At 66.1% G+C, this 18,387-nt stretch carries 19 protein-coding genes and 1 pseudogene; 6 read left to right on the forward strand and 14 right to left on the reverse strand.

The window, feature by feature from the left end; genetic code table 11:
* Positions 1-7: 7 nt before the first annotated feature.
* From sdhA to BS38_RS0108970, 3 genes are all read left to right on the forward strand, one after another.
* Positions 8-1,807, forward strand: coding sequence for a succinate dehydrogenase flavoprotein subunit (gene sdhA, locus BS38_RS0108960; protein WP_028270492.1), 1,800 nt, complete (start codon positions 8-10; stop codon positions 1,805-1,807).
* Position 1,808: 1 nt separating this feature from the next.
* Positions 1,809-2,591 carry a succinate dehydrogenase iron-sulfur subunit gene (locus BS38_RS0108965; RefSeq protein WP_028270493.1) on the forward strand — a complete coding sequence of 261 codons (783 nt, stop codon included), beginning with the start codon at positions 1,809-1,811 and terminating at the stop codon, positions 2,589-2,591.
* A gap of 107 nt (positions 2,592-2,698) precedes the next feature.
* On the forward strand, positions 2,699-3,469 hold the full coding sequence (locus BS38_RS0108970) for an alpha/beta hydrolase family protein (protein ID WP_028270494.1): 771 nt from the start codon (positions 2,699-2,701) through the stop codon (positions 3,467-3,469).
* On the opposite strand, the gene BS38_RS0108975 is transcribed toward BS38_RS0108970, so the two are convergent.
* From BS38_RS0108975 to glyA, 13 genes and pseudogenes are all read right to left on the reverse strand, one after another.
* Positions 3,426-4,421, reverse strand: a complete 996-nt coding sequence (locus BS38_RS0108975) for a YihY/virulence factor BrkB family protein (RefSeq protein WP_051628814.1) — start codon at positions 4,419-4,421, stop codon at positions 3,426-3,428. The genes BS38_RS0108970 and BS38_RS0108975 overlap by 44 nt on opposite strands.
* Before the next feature lie 106 nt (positions 4,422-4,527).
* A complete protein-coding gene (locus BS38_RS0108980) occupies positions 4,528-5,100 on the reverse strand; it encodes a 2'-5' RNA ligase family protein (RefSeq protein ID WP_156037098.1) in 573 nt (190 codons plus the stop codon).
* Positions 5,101-5,242: 142 nt separating this feature from the next.
* Positions 5,243-6,286 (reverse strand): tryptophan--tRNA ligase, encoded by a 1,044-nt coding sequence (gene trpS, locus BS38_RS0108985; protein WP_028270497.1) that lies wholly within the window; start codon positions 6,284-6,286, stop codon positions 5,243-5,245.
* A 20-nt stretch (positions 6,287-6,306) separates the two neighbouring features.
* Complete coding sequence (locus tag BS38_RS0108990) at positions 6,307-7,140, reverse strand: exodeoxyribonuclease III (RefSeq protein ID WP_028270498.1); 834 nt, start codon at positions 7,138-7,140, stop codon at positions 6,307-6,309.
* A 10-nt stretch (positions 7,141-7,150) separates the two neighbouring features.
* On the reverse strand, positions 7,151-7,714 hold the full coding sequence (locus BS38_RS0108995) for a hypothetical protein (protein ID WP_028270499.1): 564 nt from the start codon (positions 7,712-7,714) through the stop codon (positions 7,151-7,153).
* A gap of 58 nt (positions 7,715-7,772) precedes the next feature.
* Positions 7,773-8,621: an ABC transporter permease gene (locus BS38_RS0109000; protein ID WP_028270500.1), complete on the reverse strand. Its 849-nt coding sequence runs from the start codon at positions 8,619-8,621 to the stop codon at positions 7,773-7,775.
* On the reverse strand, positions 8,618-9,439 hold the full coding sequence (locus BS38_RS0109005) for an ABC transporter permease (RefSeq protein WP_051628815.1): 822 nt from the start codon (positions 9,437-9,439) through the stop codon (positions 8,618-8,620). The genes BS38_RS0109000 and BS38_RS0109005 overlap by 4 nt, the downstream gene beginning before the upstream one ends.
* A gap of 46 nt (positions 9,440-9,485) precedes the next feature.
* Positions 9,486-10,409 carry an ABC transporter ATP-binding protein gene (locus BS38_RS0109010; RefSeq protein ID WP_028270502.1) on the reverse strand — a complete coding sequence of 308 codons (924 nt, stop codon included), beginning with the start codon at positions 10,407-10,409 and terminating at the stop codon, positions 9,486-9,488.
* A gap of 188 nt (positions 10,410-10,597) precedes the next feature.
* Positions 10,598-10,873, reverse strand: a complete 276-nt coding sequence (locus BS38_RS0109015; protein WP_051628801.1) for an SHOCT domain-containing protein — start codon at positions 10,871-10,873, stop codon at positions 10,598-10,600.
* Positions 10,874-11,006: 133 nt separating this feature from the next.
* Positions 11,007-11,677 (reverse strand): annotated as a pseudogene (locus BS38_RS24775) (response regulator).
* On the reverse strand, positions 11,674-12,840 hold the full coding sequence (locus BS38_RS24780) for a sensor histidine kinase (protein ID WP_051628802.1): 1,167 nt from the start codon (positions 12,838-12,840) through the stop codon (positions 11,674-11,676). The pseudogene BS38_RS24775 and the gene BS38_RS24780 overlap by 4 nt, the downstream one beginning before the upstream one ends.
* A 100-nt stretch (positions 12,841-12,940) precedes the next feature.
* A complete protein-coding gene (locus BS38_RS0109030) occupies positions 12,941-13,849 on the reverse strand; it encodes a bifunctional methylenetetrahydrofolate dehydrogenase/methenyltetrahydrofolate cyclohydrolase (protein WP_028270504.1) in 909 nt (302 codons plus the stop codon).
* Positions 13,850-13,857: 8 nt separating this feature from the next.
* The gene (gene glyA / locus BS38_RS0109035) at positions 13,858-15,165 is read right to left on the reverse strand and encodes a serine hydroxymethyltransferase (protein WP_028270505.1); all 1,308 of its coding nucleotides are present in this window, start codon (positions 15,163-15,165) and stop codon (positions 13,858-13,860) included.
* A gap of 344 nt (positions 15,166-15,509) precedes the next feature.
* Here glyA and purU point away from each other — a divergent pair, with 344 nt between their 5' ends.
* Complete coding sequence (gene purU / locus BS38_RS0109040) at positions 15,510-16,370, forward strand: formyltetrahydrofolate deformylase (RefSeq protein WP_028270506.1); 861 nt, start codon at positions 15,510-15,512, stop codon at positions 16,368-16,370.
* Between the two features lie 14 nt (positions 16,371-16,384).
* The gene (locus tag BS38_RS0109045) at positions 16,385-17,074 is read left to right on the forward strand and encodes a class I SAM-dependent methyltransferase (RefSeq protein WP_028270507.1); all 690 of its coding nucleotides are present in this window, start codon (positions 16,385-16,387) and stop codon (positions 17,072-17,074) included.
* 71 nt (positions 17,075-17,145) lie between these two features.
* On the opposite strand, the gene BS38_RS0109050 is transcribed toward BS38_RS0109045, so the two are convergent.
* The gene (locus tag BS38_RS0109050; protein WP_028270508.1) at positions 17,146-17,733 is read right to left on the reverse strand and encodes a DUF2231 domain-containing protein; all 588 of its coding nucleotides are present in this window, start codon (positions 17,731-17,733) and stop codon (positions 17,146-17,148) included.
* Positions 17,734-17,837: 104 nt separating this feature from the next.
* On the opposite strand from BS38_RS0109050, the gene BS38_RS0109055 reads away from it, so the two are divergent.
* Entirely contained in the window at positions 17,838-18,359 is a 522-nt protein-coding gene (locus tag BS38_RS0109055; protein ID WP_028270509.1) for a gamma carbonic anhydrase family protein, read from the forward strand.
* The last annotated feature ends 28 nt before the right edge of the window (positions 18,360-18,387 follow it).

Raw genomic sequence — 18,387 nt, forward strand, 5'->3', positions numbered from 1 at the left:
ATCTGGTATGCAGGTCCATAAGTACGACGTCGTCATCGTCGGTGCCGGTGGCGCTGGCATGCGCGCCGCGATCGAATCCGGTCAGCGCGCGCGCACAGCAGTACTGACCAAGCTCTACCCCACCCGCTCGCACACCGGTGCGGCGCAGGGTGGCATGTGTGCAGCACTGGCCAATGTCGAGGAAGACAACTGGGAGTGGCACACGTTCGACACCATTAAGGGCGGCGACTACCTGGTGGACCAGGACGCCGCCGAGGTCATGGCGAAGGAAGCCATCGACGCCGTGCTGGACCTGGAAAAGATGGGTCTTCCGTTCAACCGCACGCCGGAAGGACGGATTGACCAGCGCCGCTTCGGCGGCCACACCCGCGACCACGGCAAGGCCCCGGTCCGCCGGGCCTGCTATGCGGCTGACCGCACGGGCCACATGATCCTGCAGACGCTGTACCAAAACTGCGTCAAGCACAACGTGGAGTTCTACAACGAGTATTACGTCCTGGACCTCCTGACGGTTGAAGAGGACGCGGTCCGCGAAGACGGCACGCCCTACAAGCAGAAGCGTGTTGCCGGCGTCGTGTCCTACGACCTTGCTTCGGGCGAACTGCATGTGTTCCAGGCCAAGTCCGTGGTGTTCGCCTCAGGCGGCGCAGGAAAGGTCTTCAAGACCACCTCCAACGCGCACACCCTGACCGGCGACGGCATGGGCATCGCGTTCCGCCGCGGCATCCCCCTGGAGGACATGGAGTTCTTCCAGTTCCACCCGACCGGCCTTGCCGGGCTGGGCATCCTGCTTTCTGAAGCCGCCCGCGGCGAAGGCGCCATCCTGCGCAACTCCGAGGGTGAACGCTTCATGGAGCGCTACGCCCCCACCATCAAGGACCTTGCACCCCGTGACATCGTGGCCCGCTCCATGGCCAACGAAGTCCGCGAGGGCCGCGGCTGTGGACCGAACAAGGACTATGTGCTCCTTGACCTGACCCACCTCGAGCCTGCGCACATCGATGCCAAGCTGCCGGACATCACCGAGTTCGCCCGCACCTACCTCGGTGTGGAGCCGTACACGGAGCCGGTCCCGGTGTTCCCGACGGCGCACTACGCCATGGGCGGCATCCCCACGAACATCACCACCGAAGTCCTGCAGGACAACGACACCGTGGTGCCGGGCCTCTACGCGGCCGGTGAAGTGGCCTGTGTTTCGGTCCACGGCTCCAACCGCCTGGGCACCAACTCGCTGCTGGACATCAACGTGTTCGGCAAGCGCGCCGGCATCGCCGCTGCGGAGTACGCCAAGACCGCTGACTTCGTGGAGCTTCCGGCTGACCCGGAGGCGTACACCATCGAACTGCTGGACATCGCCCGCAACGGCACCGGCGACGAAAAGGTGGCTGTGATCCGCAAGGAACTCCAGGACACCATGGACGCCAACATGCAGGTGTTCCGCACCGCAGACACGCTGAACCAGGTCCTCAGGGACATCGAGTCCTTCGAGGCGCGGTACAAGAACATCAGCGTCCAGGACAAGGGCAAGCGCTTCAACCTGGACCTCCTCGAGGCCGTTGAGCTGGGCTTCCTGCTGGAACTGGCCAAGGTCATGACGGTTGCCGCCCTGCACCGTGAAGAGTCCCGTGGCGGACACTTCCGCGAGGACTTCCCGGACCGCGACGACGAAAAATTCATGAAGCACTCCATGGCGTACAAGGACGACCACGCCCCGGCTGACGGCTCTGCAGAAGCAATTGCCGGTATCCGCCTGGCCACCAAACCGGTTGTCTTTACCCGCTACGAGCCGATGGTGAGGAAGTACTAAGATGTCCGCCGAACTTGCTGAGCCAGCCTCAAAGATCGAACTGCCCGCACACATCGGAGGCGGCGGAGAGATTCCGACGTTCGACGTCACCCTCCGCGTGCGCCGCTACAACCCCGAAGTTTCCGAGGACGCCACCTGGGACGACTTCAAGGTGACCATGTACGGCACCGACCGCGTGCTGGATGCCCTGCACAAGGTCAAGTGGGAAATTGACGGCAGCGTCTCCTTCCGCCGGTCCTGCGCCCACGGCGTCTGCGGTTCCGATGCCATGCGCATCAACGGCCGCAACCGCCTCGCGTGCAAGACCCTGCTGAAGGACCTGGACACGACCAAGCCCATCACCGTCGAGCCCATCAAGGGCCTGCCGGTGGAGAAGGACCTGATCGTGGACATGGAGCCGTTCTTCCAGTCCTTCCGTGAAGTCATGCCGTTCCTGATCAACAAGGGCCACGAGCCCACCAAGGAACGCCTGCAGTCCGCCGAGGACCGTGAGCGCTTCGACGACACCACCAAGTGCATCCTCTGCGCCGCGTGCACGTCCTCCTGCCCGGTGTTCTGGACCGACGGCCAGTACTTCGGCCCGGCAGCGATCGTCAACGCCCACCGCTTCATCTTCGATTCCCGCGATGACGCCGGCGACATGCGCCTGGAGATCCTCAACGACAAGGAAGGCGTGTGGCGCTGCCGCACCACCTTCAACTGCACCGAGGCATGCCCCCGCGGCATCCAGGTCACGCAGGCCATTGCCGAGGTCAAGCAGGCAATCCTGTCCCGCAAGATCTAGCACCACCGGAACCAAAAGAAGTACGACGACGGCGCCTCTCACCTTTAAGGTGGGGGCGCCGTCGTGGTTTCACGGCCACTTACCGGCACCAAACGAAAAGGTCCCCCATGTCCCGCTCCGAAAAAGTCAGCTTCGAAGGATCCACCGGCGAATTGCTCTCCGGCATCATCGATGTCCCGGAAGGACCGGTGAAGGGCTGGGGTGTGTTCTCGCACGGGTTTACGCTGGGCAAGGACAGCCCGTCGGCGTCCCGGATGTGCAAGGCGCTGGCTGACAACGGTGTGGGGATGCTTCGCTTCGACAACCTGGGCCTGGGCGATTCCGCCGGGTACTGGTCCGAGGGCTCGTTCAGCCACAAGGTGGCCGACACGGTCAAGGCTGCTGAGTTCATGCGGGCCGAAGGCAAGCCGGTCTCCCTGCTGGTGGGCCATTCCTTCGGCGGCGCCGCCGTCCTGGCGGCAGCCAAGGAGATCCCCGAGCTCGACGCTGTGGCCACCGTGGGGGCGCCGTTCTCTCCCAAGCACGTGGCCCACGTCTTTGACGCGGCCCTGGACCGGATCCTGAGTGAAGGCAGCGCGGAAGTGGACCTCGGCGGCAAACGCGTGGAGATCCGCCGGCACTTCGTCGAGGACCTGGAGAACGCGGACCTGACCGACTGCATCAAGCGGCTGCACAAACCCCTGATGGTGCTGCACTCCCCCACGGACAACACCGTGGGGATCGAGAACGCCAGCACCATCTTCCAGACGGCCCGGCACCCGCGCAGCTTCGTCTCGCTGGAAGGCAGCGATCACCTGCTGACCGGCAAGGGCCAGGCCGCCCGTGCCGCGAAGATTATTTCCGCGTGGGCCGATCAGTACCTCGACGCCGGACGCTAGCAGTCTTCCGGTCCCGCTCCACCGGCGTCTTACCCGGCTGGACCTGGCGCGAACCCCAGCCGGCAGTTGCCTTCGCTGCGGGGGCGTTCTTCAGGTCTTCGTCGCGGATGGCGGACCATGCCGCGGAGACCAGGTAGACCTGGCTGACCAGGTTGAACCAGATGAGCAGCCCGATGATGATCGCAAACGGCGCCAGAATCGGGTTGCGGCCGGCGTTTGCAAGCAACTCCGTGCTGAAGATCTGCAGCACGGTGGTACCCACAGCCGACAGGACGGTTCCTTCCAACAGCGCCTGCCGGCTAAGTTTCAGCCCCGCCGCGAGCCGGAACATGATCAGTGCGGTGACCCAGCCCAACGCGAGCGGTACGCCCACCTTGATGGCCGTGGTCAGCGGCCAGGCCATCACCGGATCCAACTGCAGCTGCTCGGTGACCCATCCCGCTGCGGTACCGAAAATCAGGGAGGCGCCGGCGCTGAGCACCAGCGCAACGCCAAGCAGCAGCAACGTGCCGGTGTCCCGCAGCTTCTGGACTACCGGATTCATCTTCAGCGGACCGAGCTGCATCACGCCCCGCAGGCCCTCCCGGACCCCGGCTATCCAGCCAAGGGAGGTCACGATGGTGACGACGGCAGCGATGACCGCGGTCCAGCCAAGGCCGGCAGGATTCAGCAGGTCCTGCGGGTCCACCAGCCCGTCGCCGCCGTCAACCTTCACCAGGCCCGGTGCGCTTGCCGCCACGCTGCTGACGATCCGGTCAAGCAGCGCCGGTTGGCCGCTCAACAGCAGCCCCGCCACGGAAAAGCCGGTGGCCAGCAGGCCGGTGATGGAGAAGAACATGTTGAAACCGATGCCGGCCGCCATGAGGGGCCCGTGCTGCAGGTTGTAGTGCTGGAACGCGCGCATGGGACGGAAGGCATTCAGCCGTGCCAGCAGCCATTGGAACATTGCCATCAGGCCGGCCACAGGGCCGGCGCCTGACCGGCGCGCCTTGCTCCACTCGACCTTCTTCCGGCTCACTTCCAGCTTCAGCCGGGCGCGCTCCGTGGGCAGCGGAGGATTATTCCCGGCCTGCGCCGCCTGTGCTGCCTGCGCCGTCGGGGCCGGTCGCGCCTCGGGGGTGGTCAGTTTCGATACCAAAGTCGAGTTCTTCCCGTAGCTGCCAAATGCCATTGATGTCATGCTCGTACAGCCCCATGCTAACCACAGGGAAGGTGGCCCGGTAATCCTTCAGCACCGTTTCGGCCTCATCCAGGCTCTCCGGCGCAACATCGTGGGCAATGGTCACATGCGGGTGGTAGGCAAAAGGCAGTTCCCGTTCCAGCGGCCCGGTCTGCAGCTGTTCGTGCAGCTTCACGCAGTCACCAAAACCGTCTTCAACCTTCAGGAAGACCACCGGGGACACCGGCCGGAAGGAGCCGGTCCCCGCAATGGTGACGGTAAACGGCTCCTGCCTGCGCGCGATTTCGCGGACGTGGCATCGGGTGGCTTCCCAGTCCCTGGTGGGGGTGGTGGTGACCAGCGTGATGTGCGCGGGAATGACGCCGGCCATGGGGTCCCCGAAGGAGGCCCGCCAGCGCCGCAGTTCCTCGGCAATGTCCGGCGGGAACCCCAGGATGACGCCGACGCTCATCCCGTCGGTCCTGGCCTCGCGGCTACCCGGTTCAGTGCCCCGGACCTTGGCAGCGTTATCATCGGCGTCAACGAATCTTCCCTCGCCGCGGTAGGCAGGGGAGTTTTCGTTTGCAGTGACTTTGCTGGCGGACGACATGGGGCTAGCGGACTCCTGCAAGGCTCAGGGACGGCAGGAAGCCCATGCGCTCGTAGACCTGGCCGAGGGTCACGGAGGCGATTTCGCGGGCACGTTCGGCACCCTGGGCCAGGAGCCTGTCCAGCTCGGCCGGGTCCGCCATAAGTTCATTGGTGCGGTCCCGGAGGGGCGTGATGAAGTCCACCATGACGTCGGCCAGGTCCTTCTTGAGGTGGCCGTACATCTTGCCCTGGTATTCCGCCTCAAGCTCGGCCACGGACTTCCCCGTCAGCGTCGAATAGATGGTGAGCAGGTTGGAGACGCCGGGCTTGGCTTCGGCGTCGAAGCGGATGTCCGTTCCGGTGTCCGTCACGGCGGACTTGATGCGTTTCGCGGCGACCTTGGGATCCTCCAGGAGCTGGATGGATCCGTGCGGCGAGCCGCCTGTTTTCGACATCTTGGCAGTCGGGCTCTGGAGGTCGTAGATCTTGGCAGTGGCCTTGAGAATGGTGGCCTCAGGCACCGTGAAGGTCTGGCCAAAGCGGGTGTTGAAGCGCTGGGCCAGGTTTCGGGTCAGCTCCAGGTGCTGACGCTGGTCCTCGCCGACCGGGACGAGGTCGGTCTGGTACAGCAGGATGTCCGCGGCCATCAGGGTCGGGTAGGCGAACAGGCCCAGTGTTGCGGACTCCGTTCCCGACTTCTGGGTCTTGTCCTTGAACTGCGTCATCCGGGAGGCCTCGCCAAAGCCGGTGATGCAGTTCAGTGCCCAGGCGAGCTGGGCGTGCTCGGGGACATGCGACTGGACGAAGAAGATGCTTTTGTCCGGGTCGATCCCGGCCGCAATGTACTGGGCCGCCACTACGCGGGTGCGTTTGGCCAGCTCTGCCGGTTCGAAATCCACGGTGATGGCGTGGAGGTCGGGAATGAAGAAGACAGCGTCGTATTCTGCCTGCATGTCAACCCAGTTGCGGACGGCGCCAATGTAGTTGCCCAGATGCAGGGAGTCCGCCGTGGGCTTGGCACCTGAAAGGATGCGCTTCTTGGTCACCGGGGTAGTCGAGCTAGTCATTGTGAGAAAAACCTTCGGGCTTAGAGCTGGTAGTCCACTACCAGCGGGGCGTGGTCGGAGAAGCGGGTGTCCCATGACGGCGCCCGGTCCACCACCGCCGAAAATGCAGCAGCAGCGAGGGCGGGGGTGGCCATGTGGTAGTCGATGCGCCAGCCTGTGTCGGTGTCAAAGGCCTTGCCGCGCTGGGACCACCAGGTGTAGGGGCCTTCTACGTTTCCCGCCAGGCCCCTGTGGACATCCCTCCATCCGATCTCATCGCCAAAGAAGCGGTCAAAGTAGGCGCGTTCCTCCGGGAGGAAGCCGGCGCGCTTCACATTGCCCTTCCAGTTCTTGATATCCAGCTCCGTGTGGCCGACGTTCAGGTCACCCACCACGAGGGCGTGGTCGCTGTGCTTTGCCAACTCCGGAAGGCGGCTGGTCATGACGTCCAGGAACCGGAATTTGTCGTCCTGCTTCGGGGTCCCGGCCTCACCGGAGTGAACATAGGCGCTCACGACCGTCAACTGGGCGGCAGCTCCGGCGGCATCCCTGACGCGGAAATCCGCTTCGACCCAGCGTCCGGCGGTGGCAAAGTAATCGTCGCCGATGTGGGAACGGGTAGCCAGCGGTTCCTCACGGGACGCAATGGCCACGCCCGCGCGGCCCTTGGCCTCGGCTTCCTCGTGCAGGATGAACCAGCCGTCGCCCAGGAGTTCGCGGACGATCTTGTCCGGTGCCCTGACCTCCTGCAAGCAGAGGATGTCCACCTCGCGCGGCTCAAGCCACTCCGCCATGCCGTTCCGGTAGGCGGCGCGGAGGCCGTTGACGTTGACTGATGCGATACGAAGGTGGTCCTTCTTCAATGCCGAGATCACCCGCTCCACTCTAGTCGATGATGGTTCCGCTGACGGGTTCGTCAGCGCCACCGGAGGACTTGATCATGTCCCTGGCGTTGGTGGCCGTGATTTCGATGGTCTCCAGTGCGCGGCGGATGGTGTCATGGTCCGAGGCTTCGCCCTTGGCCCGTTCCTGCTCGACGACGCGCACCTGGACCTGGACGATCTTGAAGGAATGGTCCAGCTTCATGTCCCGGACTTCGTCGGCTTCGCTGCGCGACCGCACCAGACGGGTGCCGCCGTGATCGGCGCTGCCGGACGACGGCGCCCGGCCGGTGGCTGCGTTGAAGGCGTTCTGCGCTTCGTTGAGTTTGGCGGTCGCCTTCTTGGCGGCCTTCTGGATGCTGAAAACGACGAACGCTGCCAGCGCGAGCCAGAAGCCGGCGATGATCGCCACCACCCAGCCCACGACGTCATTCTGGTTGGCGGCGAAGATGACGGCGACAACGAAGGCGACGACAAACACCATCATTCCCGGACCGCTGATCCGCAGCATGGAGAACCCGCCCTTGGCCAGGTTGGACGCAGAGTGAGGGTTACCCAAAGTTCGCATGGGTCCATTGTCTCAAACGCCGGAGCCGGAAAATGGACGCTTCCACCCCGGGCGAACGTTATTTCAGGAACAGCTTGCGCAGGCGGCCGGCCGTGAGCATGACCCCCAGCACGATCATCACCAGGTAGTACCCGACGTGGATCGCCGTGGCAGGGGTGAAGATGCCCACGCTGATCTGCCGGAGCAGCTCCACACCGTGCCACAGCGGCATCGCCTGGATCAGCCACTGGATGGACTGCGGGTAGACGCTGAGCGGGTAGAACGTGGCACTGAAGAGGAACATCGGCAGCATCACGAAGTTGATCCAGTCCATCTGCTGGAAGGTCTTCATGAAGCTCGTGATCCCCATGCCGAAGCTCGCGAAACCGAAGGCGATCAGCACCGAGGCCGGAATCATGAGGATGGCCCATGGCGTGGTGATCAGTCCCATGACGCCCATGACTGCGGTGAATCCGGTGGCGTACAGCAGGCCCCGCAGCAACGCCAGGAAGATCTCCCCCATGGCCACGTCCAGGGGGCCCAGTGACGTATAGAGCATTCCCTGGTACAGCTTGGCGAAGTTCATCTTGAAGAAGACGTTCCAGGTGGAGTCGTACACGGCGCCGTTCATCGCGGACACGGCCAGGAGCGCCGGAGCAATGTAGGCGGCGTAGCTGATTTCCTGGCCGCCGGGTCCTTGGACGGCGCCCACGATGGCGCCCAGTCCCACGCCCATCGAGATCAGGTACAGCACCGGCTCGAAGAAGCCCGAGAGCATCACCATCCAGTTGCTGCTCTTCGTTGCCATCAGCCCGCGGGCAATGACCGCCCTGACGTTCCGGGAGTACATCGGCCCGAAACGGCGGTTCCGCGCCGCCTCGGTCACGCTGTGGCCGCCCGGGTTGTGACTTTCAGACAAGACGCTCATTGTCCCAGCCTCCTGACGAACTGGCGTTTTGTCAGCATCCATCCCGCGACGGCGAGGCCGACCAGGAACACGATGTGCAGGATGGTCAGCAGCGGCGACTCGTCATAGCCGTAGCTGAAGACACGGCCCAGCTCGGTGCCGTGCCAGATCGGAGAGATCCAGCCGATCCAGCGCACCACGAGCGGCAAGGAATCAAGCGGGAAGAACGTTCCGGAGAACAGGAACAAGGGGGTCACAATGAACCTCATCACCATGGCGAACTGGCCCTTGTCCTCCTTGATGGAGGCGGCGTATGCCATCAGCGGCAGGCCGAAGGAGAGCCCGGCGAGGGTGGCCACGAGTACGGACACCCAGCCCCAGCCGCTGGGTGACGCACCGAAAAGCGCCACCACCGCGAAGTAAATGGCGGACTGCAGCAGGAACCTGAGGGTCACGGCCATGATGTGGCCCGCGGCGATTTGCTCAGGCGTGAGCGGGGACGCGTGCGGCCCGTAGTACACCCGCCGCCACTTGAAACCGTCCATCACCGGGAACGTGAATTCGTTGGCGGCGGTCATGACCGCGGCAGAGATCAGCAGCGCCGGGGCGATGAAGGCGAGGTAGCTGACCCCGCCGAAGGCAGTGCCGCTGTTGGTGTCCACCAGGGTGGCCAGTCCCACCCCCATGGCGAACAGGTAGGCCACGGGCTGGCCCACGCCGTACATCACGATGGTCCAGCCGTAGCTCTTCATGACGCGGAGGACCTGCTCCGCATAGTAGAAGGCTCCCCAGCGGCGGGCGCGGGCCGCTGACACGGCAGGCGAATGGGCGCGCAGCATGGCAGGTCCGCGGCTGCCGGCGTCCGCCACCGACGGCGAAGGCTGCTCAGTCAACGAGGCTCCTGCCGGTGAGGCGGAGGAAGACATCCTCCAGGGACGACCGCCGCACCAGCGACGTGACCGGACGGAGGCCGCGGGCGGACACCTGCTCGAGGGCCGCCTCGCCGTCGTGCGCATAAATCAGCACCCGGTCCGGAAGCGTCTCCAGCCGTTCGCCAATGCCTTCGAGCTCAGCGCCGATGGTGGCGTTGCGTTCCGATCCAAACCGGAGCTCCAGGACTTCCCGGGTGGAGTACTCGCGGATGAGGCTGGCCGGCGAGCCCTCGGCCATGATGCGCCCCTTGTCCACCACGATGAGGCGGTCGCACAGCTGTTCCGCCTCGTCCATGTAGTGCGTGGTGAGGATGAGTGTGACGCCCTGCTCCTTGAGCCGGAACAGCCTGTCCCAGAGGATGTGCCGGGCCTGGGGATCGAGGCCCGTGGTGGGCTCGTCCAGCAGGAGGATCCGGGGTTCGTTGATCAGCGACCGCGCGATAGTCAGCCGCCGCTTCATGCCGCCGGAGAGAGCATCCACCTTGGACTTCGCCTTGTCCGTCAGCTGGGCGAACTCCAGCAGCTCATCGGCCTTGGGCCGGAGGTAGCTCATGGGCAGGCCAAAGTAGCGGCCGTAGACCAGGAGGTTGTCGCGGACCCTGAGTTCCTCGTCGAGGTTGTCCTGCTGCGGCACAACACCGAGGTGGGCGCGGACTTCGGGACCATGGCTTTCCGGATCCAGCCCCATGATGGACAGGCTTCCGGACGTGCGCTGGGAGACGCCGCCGATCATCTTCATGGTGGTGGACTTGCCTGCACCGTTGGGGCCAAGCAGGCCGAAGGCCTCACCGGCCGGAACGCTGAAGGATATGCCGTCGACGGCGGTGACGTCGCCGTACGTCTTGGTGAGGTTTTCGGCGGTGATGACGTACTGCATCTGGTCGCCCTGGGTCTGGCTGCTGGATTGGTTGCGTGAGAGTTCTTCGTTGGACACAAGTTCAGGCACTCACCCAACGTTAGTACGCACGTTCGAACAAAGAAAGAGTTCGATCTCAAAAAATCCATTCGATTTTGTCACCCCGGCCGCGGACCCGGCGACCCGGCATCAGGGCCGCCGGAACCCGCCTACTTTTCCTCGCCGCGCAGGACCTGCAGGCGCTGTCGGTACTCCGTTTCATCGATTTCCCCGCGGGCGTAGCGTTCCCGGAGCACCCCTTCGCCGCCTTGGCGGGCGGCCCAGCGATGGTTGGTCCGCCACGTGCGCCGGGCAACGAAAATCAACAGGCCTATCACCAGGATCCAGAACAGCGGGAACAGCAGGAACCAGGGCGAGAAGCCGCCGTCGTACCACGGCGCATGGGCGGGAACGGTCCCAAAGGCAGTGCTTATTGCAGTCAACATGTCAGCTCCAGACTTTCAACGGGCCGGATTTCGGCTCCGCTTCAAGTCTGGTTTCGGCGCTCTGCGCCGTCGTCCGGCGGGGGGAGGCACTTGGGGCATGCGCCCTACTACCCGGGGAGGCAGCCGGGAGTCCTCAGCTGCTCCAGCCCGGGCGGATCAGGCCCGACTCATAAGCCAGCACCACCAGCTGCGCGCGGTCACGTACCTGCAGCTTGGTCATGATCCGGGAGACGTGGGTTTTGGCGGTCAGCGGCGTGATGAAAAGCCGCCCGGCGATCTCGGCGTTGTTCAGTCCCTCCCCCACCAGCCGGAGCACTTCCCGTTCGCGTTCGGTGATCCGGTCCAGCACGGCATCGGACGGCTTGCCGGGCGCGCGGGGCTGCAGGGCCAACTGGGCCATGATCCGCCGCGTCACTGACGGCGAAAGGAGCGCGTCGCCGTCGTGCACTACGCGCACGGCGCGGAGCAGCTCCTCCGGTTCGGTGTCCTTGACCAGGAAGCCGGCGGCGCCGGCGCGCACTGCCTCGGCGATGTACTCGTCAAGCTCGAAGGTGGTGAGGATGATGACCCGTGTCCCGGGAAGCGTCGGATCGGCCAGGATCCTGCGCGTCGCCCCGATCCGTCGCCCTGCGGCATGCGGATGTCCATCAGCACCACGTCGGGCCTCTCGCGTGCAGCGAGCCGCACGGCGTCGTCGCCGGTGCCGCATTCGGCCACGACCTCCATGTCCGGTTCGGCATCCAGGAGTGCGCGGAATCCGGCCCGGATGAGGGTCTGGTCATCGGCGATCAGGATGCGGATCATGCCCGGTCCCCGTTCTGGTCGCCGTCGTTGGGGTAGCTGCCCAGCGGCAGCACTGCCTGGACCCGCCAACCCGGGTTGAGCGGCAGGAACCGTACTGTGCCGCCCAGCGCGGCGGCGCGTTCCCGCATCCCCCGCAGGCCGTTGCCTTCCGGTGCCCCGGCGGCTCCGCGGCCGTCGTCGTCGACCGTGACGGTGAGGCGTCCGGCGTCGGGCCCGTCGGCGGGAACGTCAACCACGACGGCGGCGCGGCCGGCCCCGGCGTGCCTCACCACATTGGTGAGGGCCTCCTGCACGATGCGGTAGGCGGCCTCTTCGGCTGCGGCGGGCGGCCCGCCGGTGTCCGGATCCGTCCGGATGTCCAGCTTCACGTCCAGTCCCGTGCGCCGCGCGTTCTCGGCGAGCTCGGGCAGTTTCCGCAACCCGGGACCCGCGGCCGGGCGCAGCGGTGCGTCGTCCCGGAGCACGCCCAGCAGCTGGCGGACTTCGTCCAGGGACTCCTTGCTGGCCGTTTTGATGGCCTCCAGGGCGGGACGGAACTGTTCCGGGTCCCGGTCCCCCAGGTGCAGCGCCACTGACGCGCGGACGTTAATGAGGGACAAGGAATGCGCCACAACGTCATGGATATCCCTGGCCAGGGCGAGCCGGTATTCGTCCCGGGCGGCCTGCTCCCGGGACTCGCGCTGCCGCCGCCTTTCGGCCACGCGCTCGTGGCGGAGCCGGGCACCCTCCCCCAGCAGCACCAGGATCACCAGCCAGGACGTCCCGGCGACGGCGCGGATCAGGGCGCCCTCGTCCCCGCCGGCCATAAAGAAGGCAGCCAGCGCCGCCGCGCAGGTCCCGGCCACGGTCCAGGTCTGCCAGCGTCGTCCGGCGGCCGCCGAGAAGACGATGGCCAGTGCCAGGGACAGCAGGACAGGACCCCACGGGTAGCCTGCGGCAAGGTAGAGGATGGTCGCCGCTGCAGCCGCAGGCAACATCGCGGCGGGCCGGCGCCGGCGCAGGGACAACGCGGCCGGGCCGGCAAGCAGCAGCACGAAAGCCAGGACGTCCAGGGGCCGGTGGTCGGGCTGCCGGGCAGCGGCGAAGATCGTGCCCACGACCTGGACAACGGCCACTCCGATCACCAGGAAGGCAGTGGGCGGACCCTGGAATCGGCGCGGCATACTCCGAGCCTAGCGGCGGCGGCCTACCTGCGTCGTCCGCTTAACGGCGCAGGGCGCCTACTCCCGCGGGAGTAGGCGCCCTGTTTGCATTCCGTGTAACTCAGGCGACGCCGGCGTGGCGTTCCGCCACTTTGCGTTCCGCGGCTTCGACCACGTTGGTCATCAGCAGCGCCACGGTCATGGGACCGACGCCGCCGGGGTTCGGCGAAATCCAGCCGGCCACCTCGGCAGCGGCGGGATCGATGTCGCCGTGGACCTTGCTCTTGCCCGTCTCGGGATCGGTTTCACGGGTGACGCCGACGTCCAGCAGCGCCGCGCCCGGCTTCACGTCCGCAGCCTTGACGATGTGCTTGGCACCCGCCGCGCCCACAATGACATCCGCCAGCCGCAGCAGCTCCGAAAGGTTCTCGGTGCCGGTGTGCGTCAGCGTGACGGTGGCGTTCACGGCCCGCCGGGTGAGCAGCAGGCCGATCGTGCGGCCGATCGTGACGCCGCGGCCAACCACCACGACGTGCTTGCCGGCGAGGTTGTAGCCGTTGCGCTCCAGGAGCTCGATGACGCCGCGGGGCGTGCACGGCAGCGGCGAAGTGATCTCGCCGTTGACATTGAGCACCAGCCGGCCAAGGTTGGTCGGGTGCAGGCCGTCGGCATCCTTGTCGGGGTCGATCCGCTCGAGGATGGCGTCGGTGTCCAGGTGCTTGGGCAGCGGCAGCTGCACGATGTACCCGTGGCAGGCGGGGTCCGCATTGAGTTCGTCAATGAGGGCCTCGACCTGGGCCTGGGTGGCATCGGCCGGAAGCTCACGCTGGATCGAGTTCATCCCGATCTCCACCGACTGTTTGTGCTTCATGGACACGTACAGCTGGGAGGCAGGGTCCGCGCCCACGAGCACTGTGGCAATGCCCGGGGTGACGCCGCGGGCCTTCAGGGCCGCGACACGCTCGGCCAGCTCGGATTTGATGGCGGCTGCAGCAGCCTTGCCGTCAAGGATCTTCGCGGTCTGCGCCATGGACGGGTTCACCACTGTTCGTGCTGCGGGTACAGCGGGAAGTCGGCGGCAAGCTTGTCCACGCGGGCCTGCAGGGCTTCGATGTCGGTGGCGGAGCCGGCCTTCAGGGCGGTGGCGATGATCTCGGCAACCTCGGTGAATTCGTTGGCACCGAAGCCGCGGGTGGCCAGGGCGGGAGTACCGATACGCAGGCCGGAGGTGACCATCGGCGGGCGGGGGTCGAACGGAACGGCGTTGCGGTTCACGGTGATTCCCACGGAGTGCAGGAGGTCCTCGGCCTGCTGGCCGTCCAGCTGCGAGTTGCGCAGGTCCACCAGGACCAGGTGCACATCGGTGCCGCCCGTGAGCACGGAGACACCGGCTTCTGCGACGTCAGCCTGGTTCAGGCGGTCGGCGATGATCTTGGCGCCCTCGAGGACGCGCTCCTGCCGTTCCTTGAACTCAGCGGTGCCGGCGATCTTGAAGGCAACGGCCTTGGCAGCGATGACGTGCATGAGCGGTCCGCCCTGCTGGCCCGGGAAGACGTTGGAGTTGAGCTTCTTGGCCCATTCCTGCTTGGCCAGGATCACGCCGGAGCGGGGTCCCGCGAGGGTCTTGTGCACCGTGGAGGTGACGACGTCGGAGTGCGGCACCGGGCTCGGGTGCAGGCCCGCGGCCACCAGGCCGGCGAAGTGGGCCATGTCGGTCCAGAGCAGCGCGCCGACTTCATCGGCGATCGAGCGGAAGGCTGCGAAGTCCAGGTGGCGCGGGTAGGCGGACCAGCCGGCGATGATGACCTGCGGCTTCTCGGCGATGGCCTGCTCGCGGAGCTTGTCCATGTCGATGCGGAAGTTGTCCTGCTCCACCTGGTAGGCAGCCACGTTGTAGAGCTTGCCGGAGAAGTTGAGCTTCATGCCGTGCGTCAGGTGGCCGCCGTGAGCCAGGGACAGGCCCAGGATCTTGTCACCCGGGGTGATCATGGCGGACAGTGCAGCGGCGTTGGCCTGGGCGCCGGAGTGCGGCTGGACGTTGGCGTATTCTGCGCCGAACAGGTCCTTGACGCGGTCGATCGCCAGCTGCTCAGCGATGTCCACGTATTCGCAGCCGCCGTAGTAGCGGCGGCCCGGGTAGCCCTCGGCGTACTTGTTGGTCAGGACGGAGCCCTGGGCTTCCATCACGGCTCGCGGGGCGAAGTTTTCCGAGGCGATCATTTCCAGGGTGCCGCGCTGGCGGCCAAGCTCCTGGTCCAGTACTGCGGCGATCTCGGGGTCGAGCTCCGCCAGCGGCAGGTTGCTGACGGTGGCGGACGTGCTAACGGAAGTCGGAGAAGTGGTCACGTGGAACTCCTGGCTAGGGATGGGCGCTGCTAAGGTCAGGCTACCGGCTGTGACGTTGCCCTGCCCCCTTGATTACGGGGAAACCCGGTGAGGGGAAACCCGGTTGCGGGCAGGACTTCGAAGAGGAGCGGCAGCGGTTAACTGCCGGCCGGCAAAACATGACCCTCGGCCCAGGCGTACGATCCGTGGTCTTCGTCAGTGCCGCTCCCTGATGGTTAGCCATCCAACGCCAGTTGCGACCGGATAAGCCTATCAAAACCTTCCCGGGTACCGTCTGAATACCGTGTGCATCCCGCCTGAATACCGTCGAGAACGGGGCCTCCGGCGCGGGTAGGCTGTTCTTCGTGACTGAAGACCAGCTGACCTCCGCCTATGTTCTGACCCTTTCCTGCCCGGACCGGCCCGGCATCGTGCATGCCGTGGCTGGAGCATTGCTCGTGGCCGGCTGCAATATTACGGACTCGCAGCAGTACGGAAGCCACGCGACCGGCACGTTCTTCATGCGCGTCGAAGCCACCACCGACGCGTCCCAGGCTGAAGTCCACGCCGCGCTGCAGCCCGTGGCGGAGGCCTTCGGCATGGAGTGGAGCCTCAACCCCGCCGGCCGGAAGGTCCGCACGCTGCTGATGGCGAGCAAGTCGGCGCACTGCCTCAACGACCTCCTGTTCCTGCAGCGCTCCGGCACGCTGCCCATCGAGATCCCCGCCATCGTGTCCAACCACCAGGACCTGGCCGGGCTGGCGGAGTTCTACGGCATTCCCTTCCACTACATCCCGGTCACTGCGGACACCAAGGTCCAGGCCGAGGACCAGCTGCGCCAGATCATCGCGGAGCAGGACATCGAGCTGACCGTCCTGGCCCGCTACATGCAGATCCTGTCCAACGAGCTCTGCACCGAGCTCACCGGCAAGGCCATCAACATCCATCACTCCTTCCTGCCGTCCTTTAAAGGCGCCAGGCCGTATCACCAGGCCCATGCCCGCGGCGTCAAGCTGATCGGCGCCACGGCGCACTACGTCACTGCCGCCCTCGACGAGGGGCCCATCATCGAACAGGAAGTCATCCGCGTGGACCACCGGCGCACGGCCGAACAGTTCGTACAGATGGGCCGCGATGTGGAAGGCCGCACCCTGGCCCAGGCCGTCCAGTGGCACGCAGAGCACCGCGTGCTGCTGGACGGCAACCGCACCGTCGTCTTCAACTAGGGTCCGGGCAGGACGTGGCCCCGGCTGGGGAGGACCCCGGAGCCCCGGAGCTCAGCGGCGAGGACCGGCTGGCCGCGTTCTACAACCAGCGCGCTGTACTTTATCCTGAGCATCCCCTGACTCCGCAGCGGGTGCAGCAGCGGGAGCGGTTTATTGCGCGGTTGAAGGCTGAAGGCAGGCACGCCGTGCTGGAAATCGGCTCCGGCGCGGGCATTGACGGGCTGAAGTTCGTCCAGGCCGGCGTCCACTACACGGGCGTGGACATCTCCGAAGAGCAGGTGCGGCTGGCGACGTCCAAGGGACTGAATGTCTCGGTCGCCAGTGTGAGGAGCCTGCCCTTCGCCGACGGCGCCTTCCCGGCACTGTGGACCATGAGCACCCTGTTGCATATCCCCAACAAGGACATCGACGACGTCGTCCGGGAACTCGTGCGGGTGGCCGCGCCGGGAGCGCTGATCGCCGTCGGGCTCTGGTCCGGTGACGATGAGGAGGTCCTCAACCCCGAAGACGAGATCCAGCCGCCGCGCTTTTTCAGCCGCCGCAGCGACGGGACTCTCCAACGGATCTTCGGCCGGCACGGCCGGATTGAGGAGTTCACGACGTGGCCGGAAGGCACGGGCGCGGAGTCCGGGCCGGGTGCGGGCCATTGGACGCAGCATTACCAGTTCCTGGTCCTCCGCACTCCCCGTGCCCAGCCCAACTAGGTAGCAGCAGGTGCCGTTATGAGCCCTCAAAACGACACCTGCTGCTACCTAGTTGGGGGCCGTGCGCTGTCCTAAGCACCCCGCCGCGCGCTGCCCATGTAGCCGCCGAGCATCGCGCTTGCCATCAAGACGAGAGCCCCGACCCGCGCCAGGCCGACACCGAGCTTGCGCCGGCCACGGAGCCGTGCGGCCCAGGACCCTGCGAAGATCAGCACTGCTGCGCCATTCAGCCCGGCATGGACGATACCGACCCGCTTCGTTCCGCGGCCGGCCAAGGACCATTCGGCCCATCCCGATAATGCGGTGGGAACGGCGGTGATGACGCCAAGGCCGACTAGCCGCGTGGCCGCCCGCTGCGCCCCCGGGTCGGAGTACAGGTCCAGGTACATGGCCATGAACCACGCGCCAAACGGTGCGTCGGTCAGGATGCCGTGCAGCGGTATTCCGGTTGCATCGCCGTGCAGGAAGCTGCGAAGACGCCTGTTCTGGACCAGGCGGCCGGCCGGCGGCTCGGCCGCACTGACGGCCGGGTCAAGGGCCTCCAGCTGCTCAATCCGCCGCATCAGCCGGCGGAACCGGCCGGGCCCTCCGCCACCCTCCGTCCGCAGGTGAAGTCCTTGCAGCTGAAGCCCTGACGGGCCAAAACCCCGTAGTTCCATGGCCCCATGGTAGTGAGACCCGTCGGCGGCGTCACTAGGCCACAAAGTCAGCCCGGGGGGCCTGCTTCCGAATGCCGGCCGGAGCAGTGTCCTAGGCTGGGCACATGGCTCCTCTTTATCCTTTCGCCGGCACCAGCCCGGACGTCCACCCTTCAGTCTTCGTCGCCCCCAGCGCCTCCGTGATCGGCAACGCCACCCTGGCCGCGGACGCCAGCGCGTTCTACGGCGTCTCCGTGCGGGCCGACACCGCCGCCATCACCGTGGGTGAGGGCAGCAACCTGCAGGACAATGTTGTGCTGCACGCCGACCCGGGCTTCCCGTGCAGCGTCGGGGCCCGCGTCAGCGTGGGCCACAGCGCCGTCGTGCACGGCTGCACTGTCGAGGACGACTGCCTCATCGGCATGAGCGCCACCATCCTGAACGGTGCGGTGATCGGCGCCGGCTCGCTGGTGGCCGCCGGCGCCGTGGTCCTCGAAGGAACCGTCATCCCGCCCCGGTCGTTGGTGGCCGGCGTCCCGGCGAAGGTCCGCCGTGAACTCACCGACGAGGAGTTCGACGGCGTGAAGCGCAACGCCGCCCACTACCGCGAACTGGCGCAGGCGCACCGGGAACTCCACGCAGGCTAGGCCCGCTTCCGGGTTTCGCCAAGCTCGA

It is taken from the genome of Arthrobacter sp. UNC362MFTsu5.1, assembly GCF_000685965.1.
Taxonomy (GTDB): domain Bacteria; phylum Actinomycetota; class Actinomycetes; order Actinomycetales; family Micrococcaceae; genus Arthrobacter.

What these genes read in the sequence shown, in the direction of transcription:
- sdhA (WP_028270492.1), top strand. Translation starts at nt 8, where the DNA reads ATGCAGGTCCATAAGTACGACGTCGTCATCGTCGGTGCCGGTGGCGCT.
- BS38_RS0108965 (WP_028270493.1), top strand. Translation starts at nt 1,809, where the DNA reads ATGTCCGCCGAACTTGCTGAGCCAGCCTCAAAGATCGAACTGCCCGCA.
- BS38_RS0108970 (WP_028270494.1), top strand. Translation starts at nt 2,699, where the DNA reads ATGTCCCGCTCCGAAAAAGTCAGCTTCGAAGGATCCACCGGCGAATTG.
- BS38_RS0108975 (WP_051628814.1), bottom strand. Translation starts at nt 4,421, where the DNA reads ATGGCAATGTTCCAATGGCTGCTGGCACGGCTGAATGCCTTCCGTCCC.
- BS38_RS0108980 (WP_156037098.1), bottom strand. Translation starts at nt 5,100, where the DNA reads ATGAGCGTCGGCGTCATCCTGGGGTTCCCGCCGGACATTGCCGAGGAA.
- trpS (WP_028270497.1), bottom strand. Translation starts at nt 6,286, where the DNA reads ATGACTAGCTCGACTACCCCGGTGACCAAGAAGCGCATCCTTTCAGGT.
- BS38_RS0108995 (WP_028270499.1), bottom strand. Translation starts at nt 7,714, where the DNA reads ATGCGAACTTTGGGTAACCCTCACTCTGCGTCCAACCTGGCCAAGGGC.
- BS38_RS0109000 (WP_028270500.1), bottom strand. Translation starts at nt 8,621, where the DNA reads ATGAGCGTCTTGTCTGAAAGTCACAACCCGGGCGGCCACAGCGTGACC.
- BS38_RS0109005 (WP_051628815.1), bottom strand. Translation starts at nt 9,439, where the DNA reads ATGCTGCGCGCCCATTCGCCTGCCGTGTCAGCGGCCCGCGCCCGCCGC.
- BS38_RS0109010 (WP_028270502.1), bottom strand. Translation starts at nt 10,409, where the DNA reads ATGCAGTACGTCATCACCGCCGAAAACCTCACCAAGACGTACGGCGAC.
- BS38_RS0109015 (WP_051628801.1), bottom strand. Translation starts at nt 10,873, where the DNA reads ATGTTGACTGCAATAAGCACTGCCTTTGGGACCGTTCCCGCCCATGCG.
- BS38_RS24780 (WP_051628802.1), bottom strand. Translation starts at nt 12,840, where the DNA reads ATGCCGCGCCGATTCCAGGGTCCGCCCACTGCCTTCCTGGTGATCGGA.
- BS38_RS0109030 (WP_028270504.1), bottom strand. Translation starts at nt 13,849, where the DNA reads ATGGCGCAGACCGCGAAGATCCTTGACGGCAAGGCTGCTGCAGCCGCC.
- BS38_RS0109050 (WP_028270508.1), bottom strand. Translation starts at nt 17,733, where the DNA reads ATGGAACTACGGGGTTTTGGCCCGTCAGGGCTTCAGCTGCAAGGACTT.
- BS38_RS0109055 (WP_028270509.1), top strand. Translation starts at nt 17,838, where the DNA reads ATGGCTCCTCTTTATCCTTTCGCCGGCACCAGCCCGGACGTCCACCCT.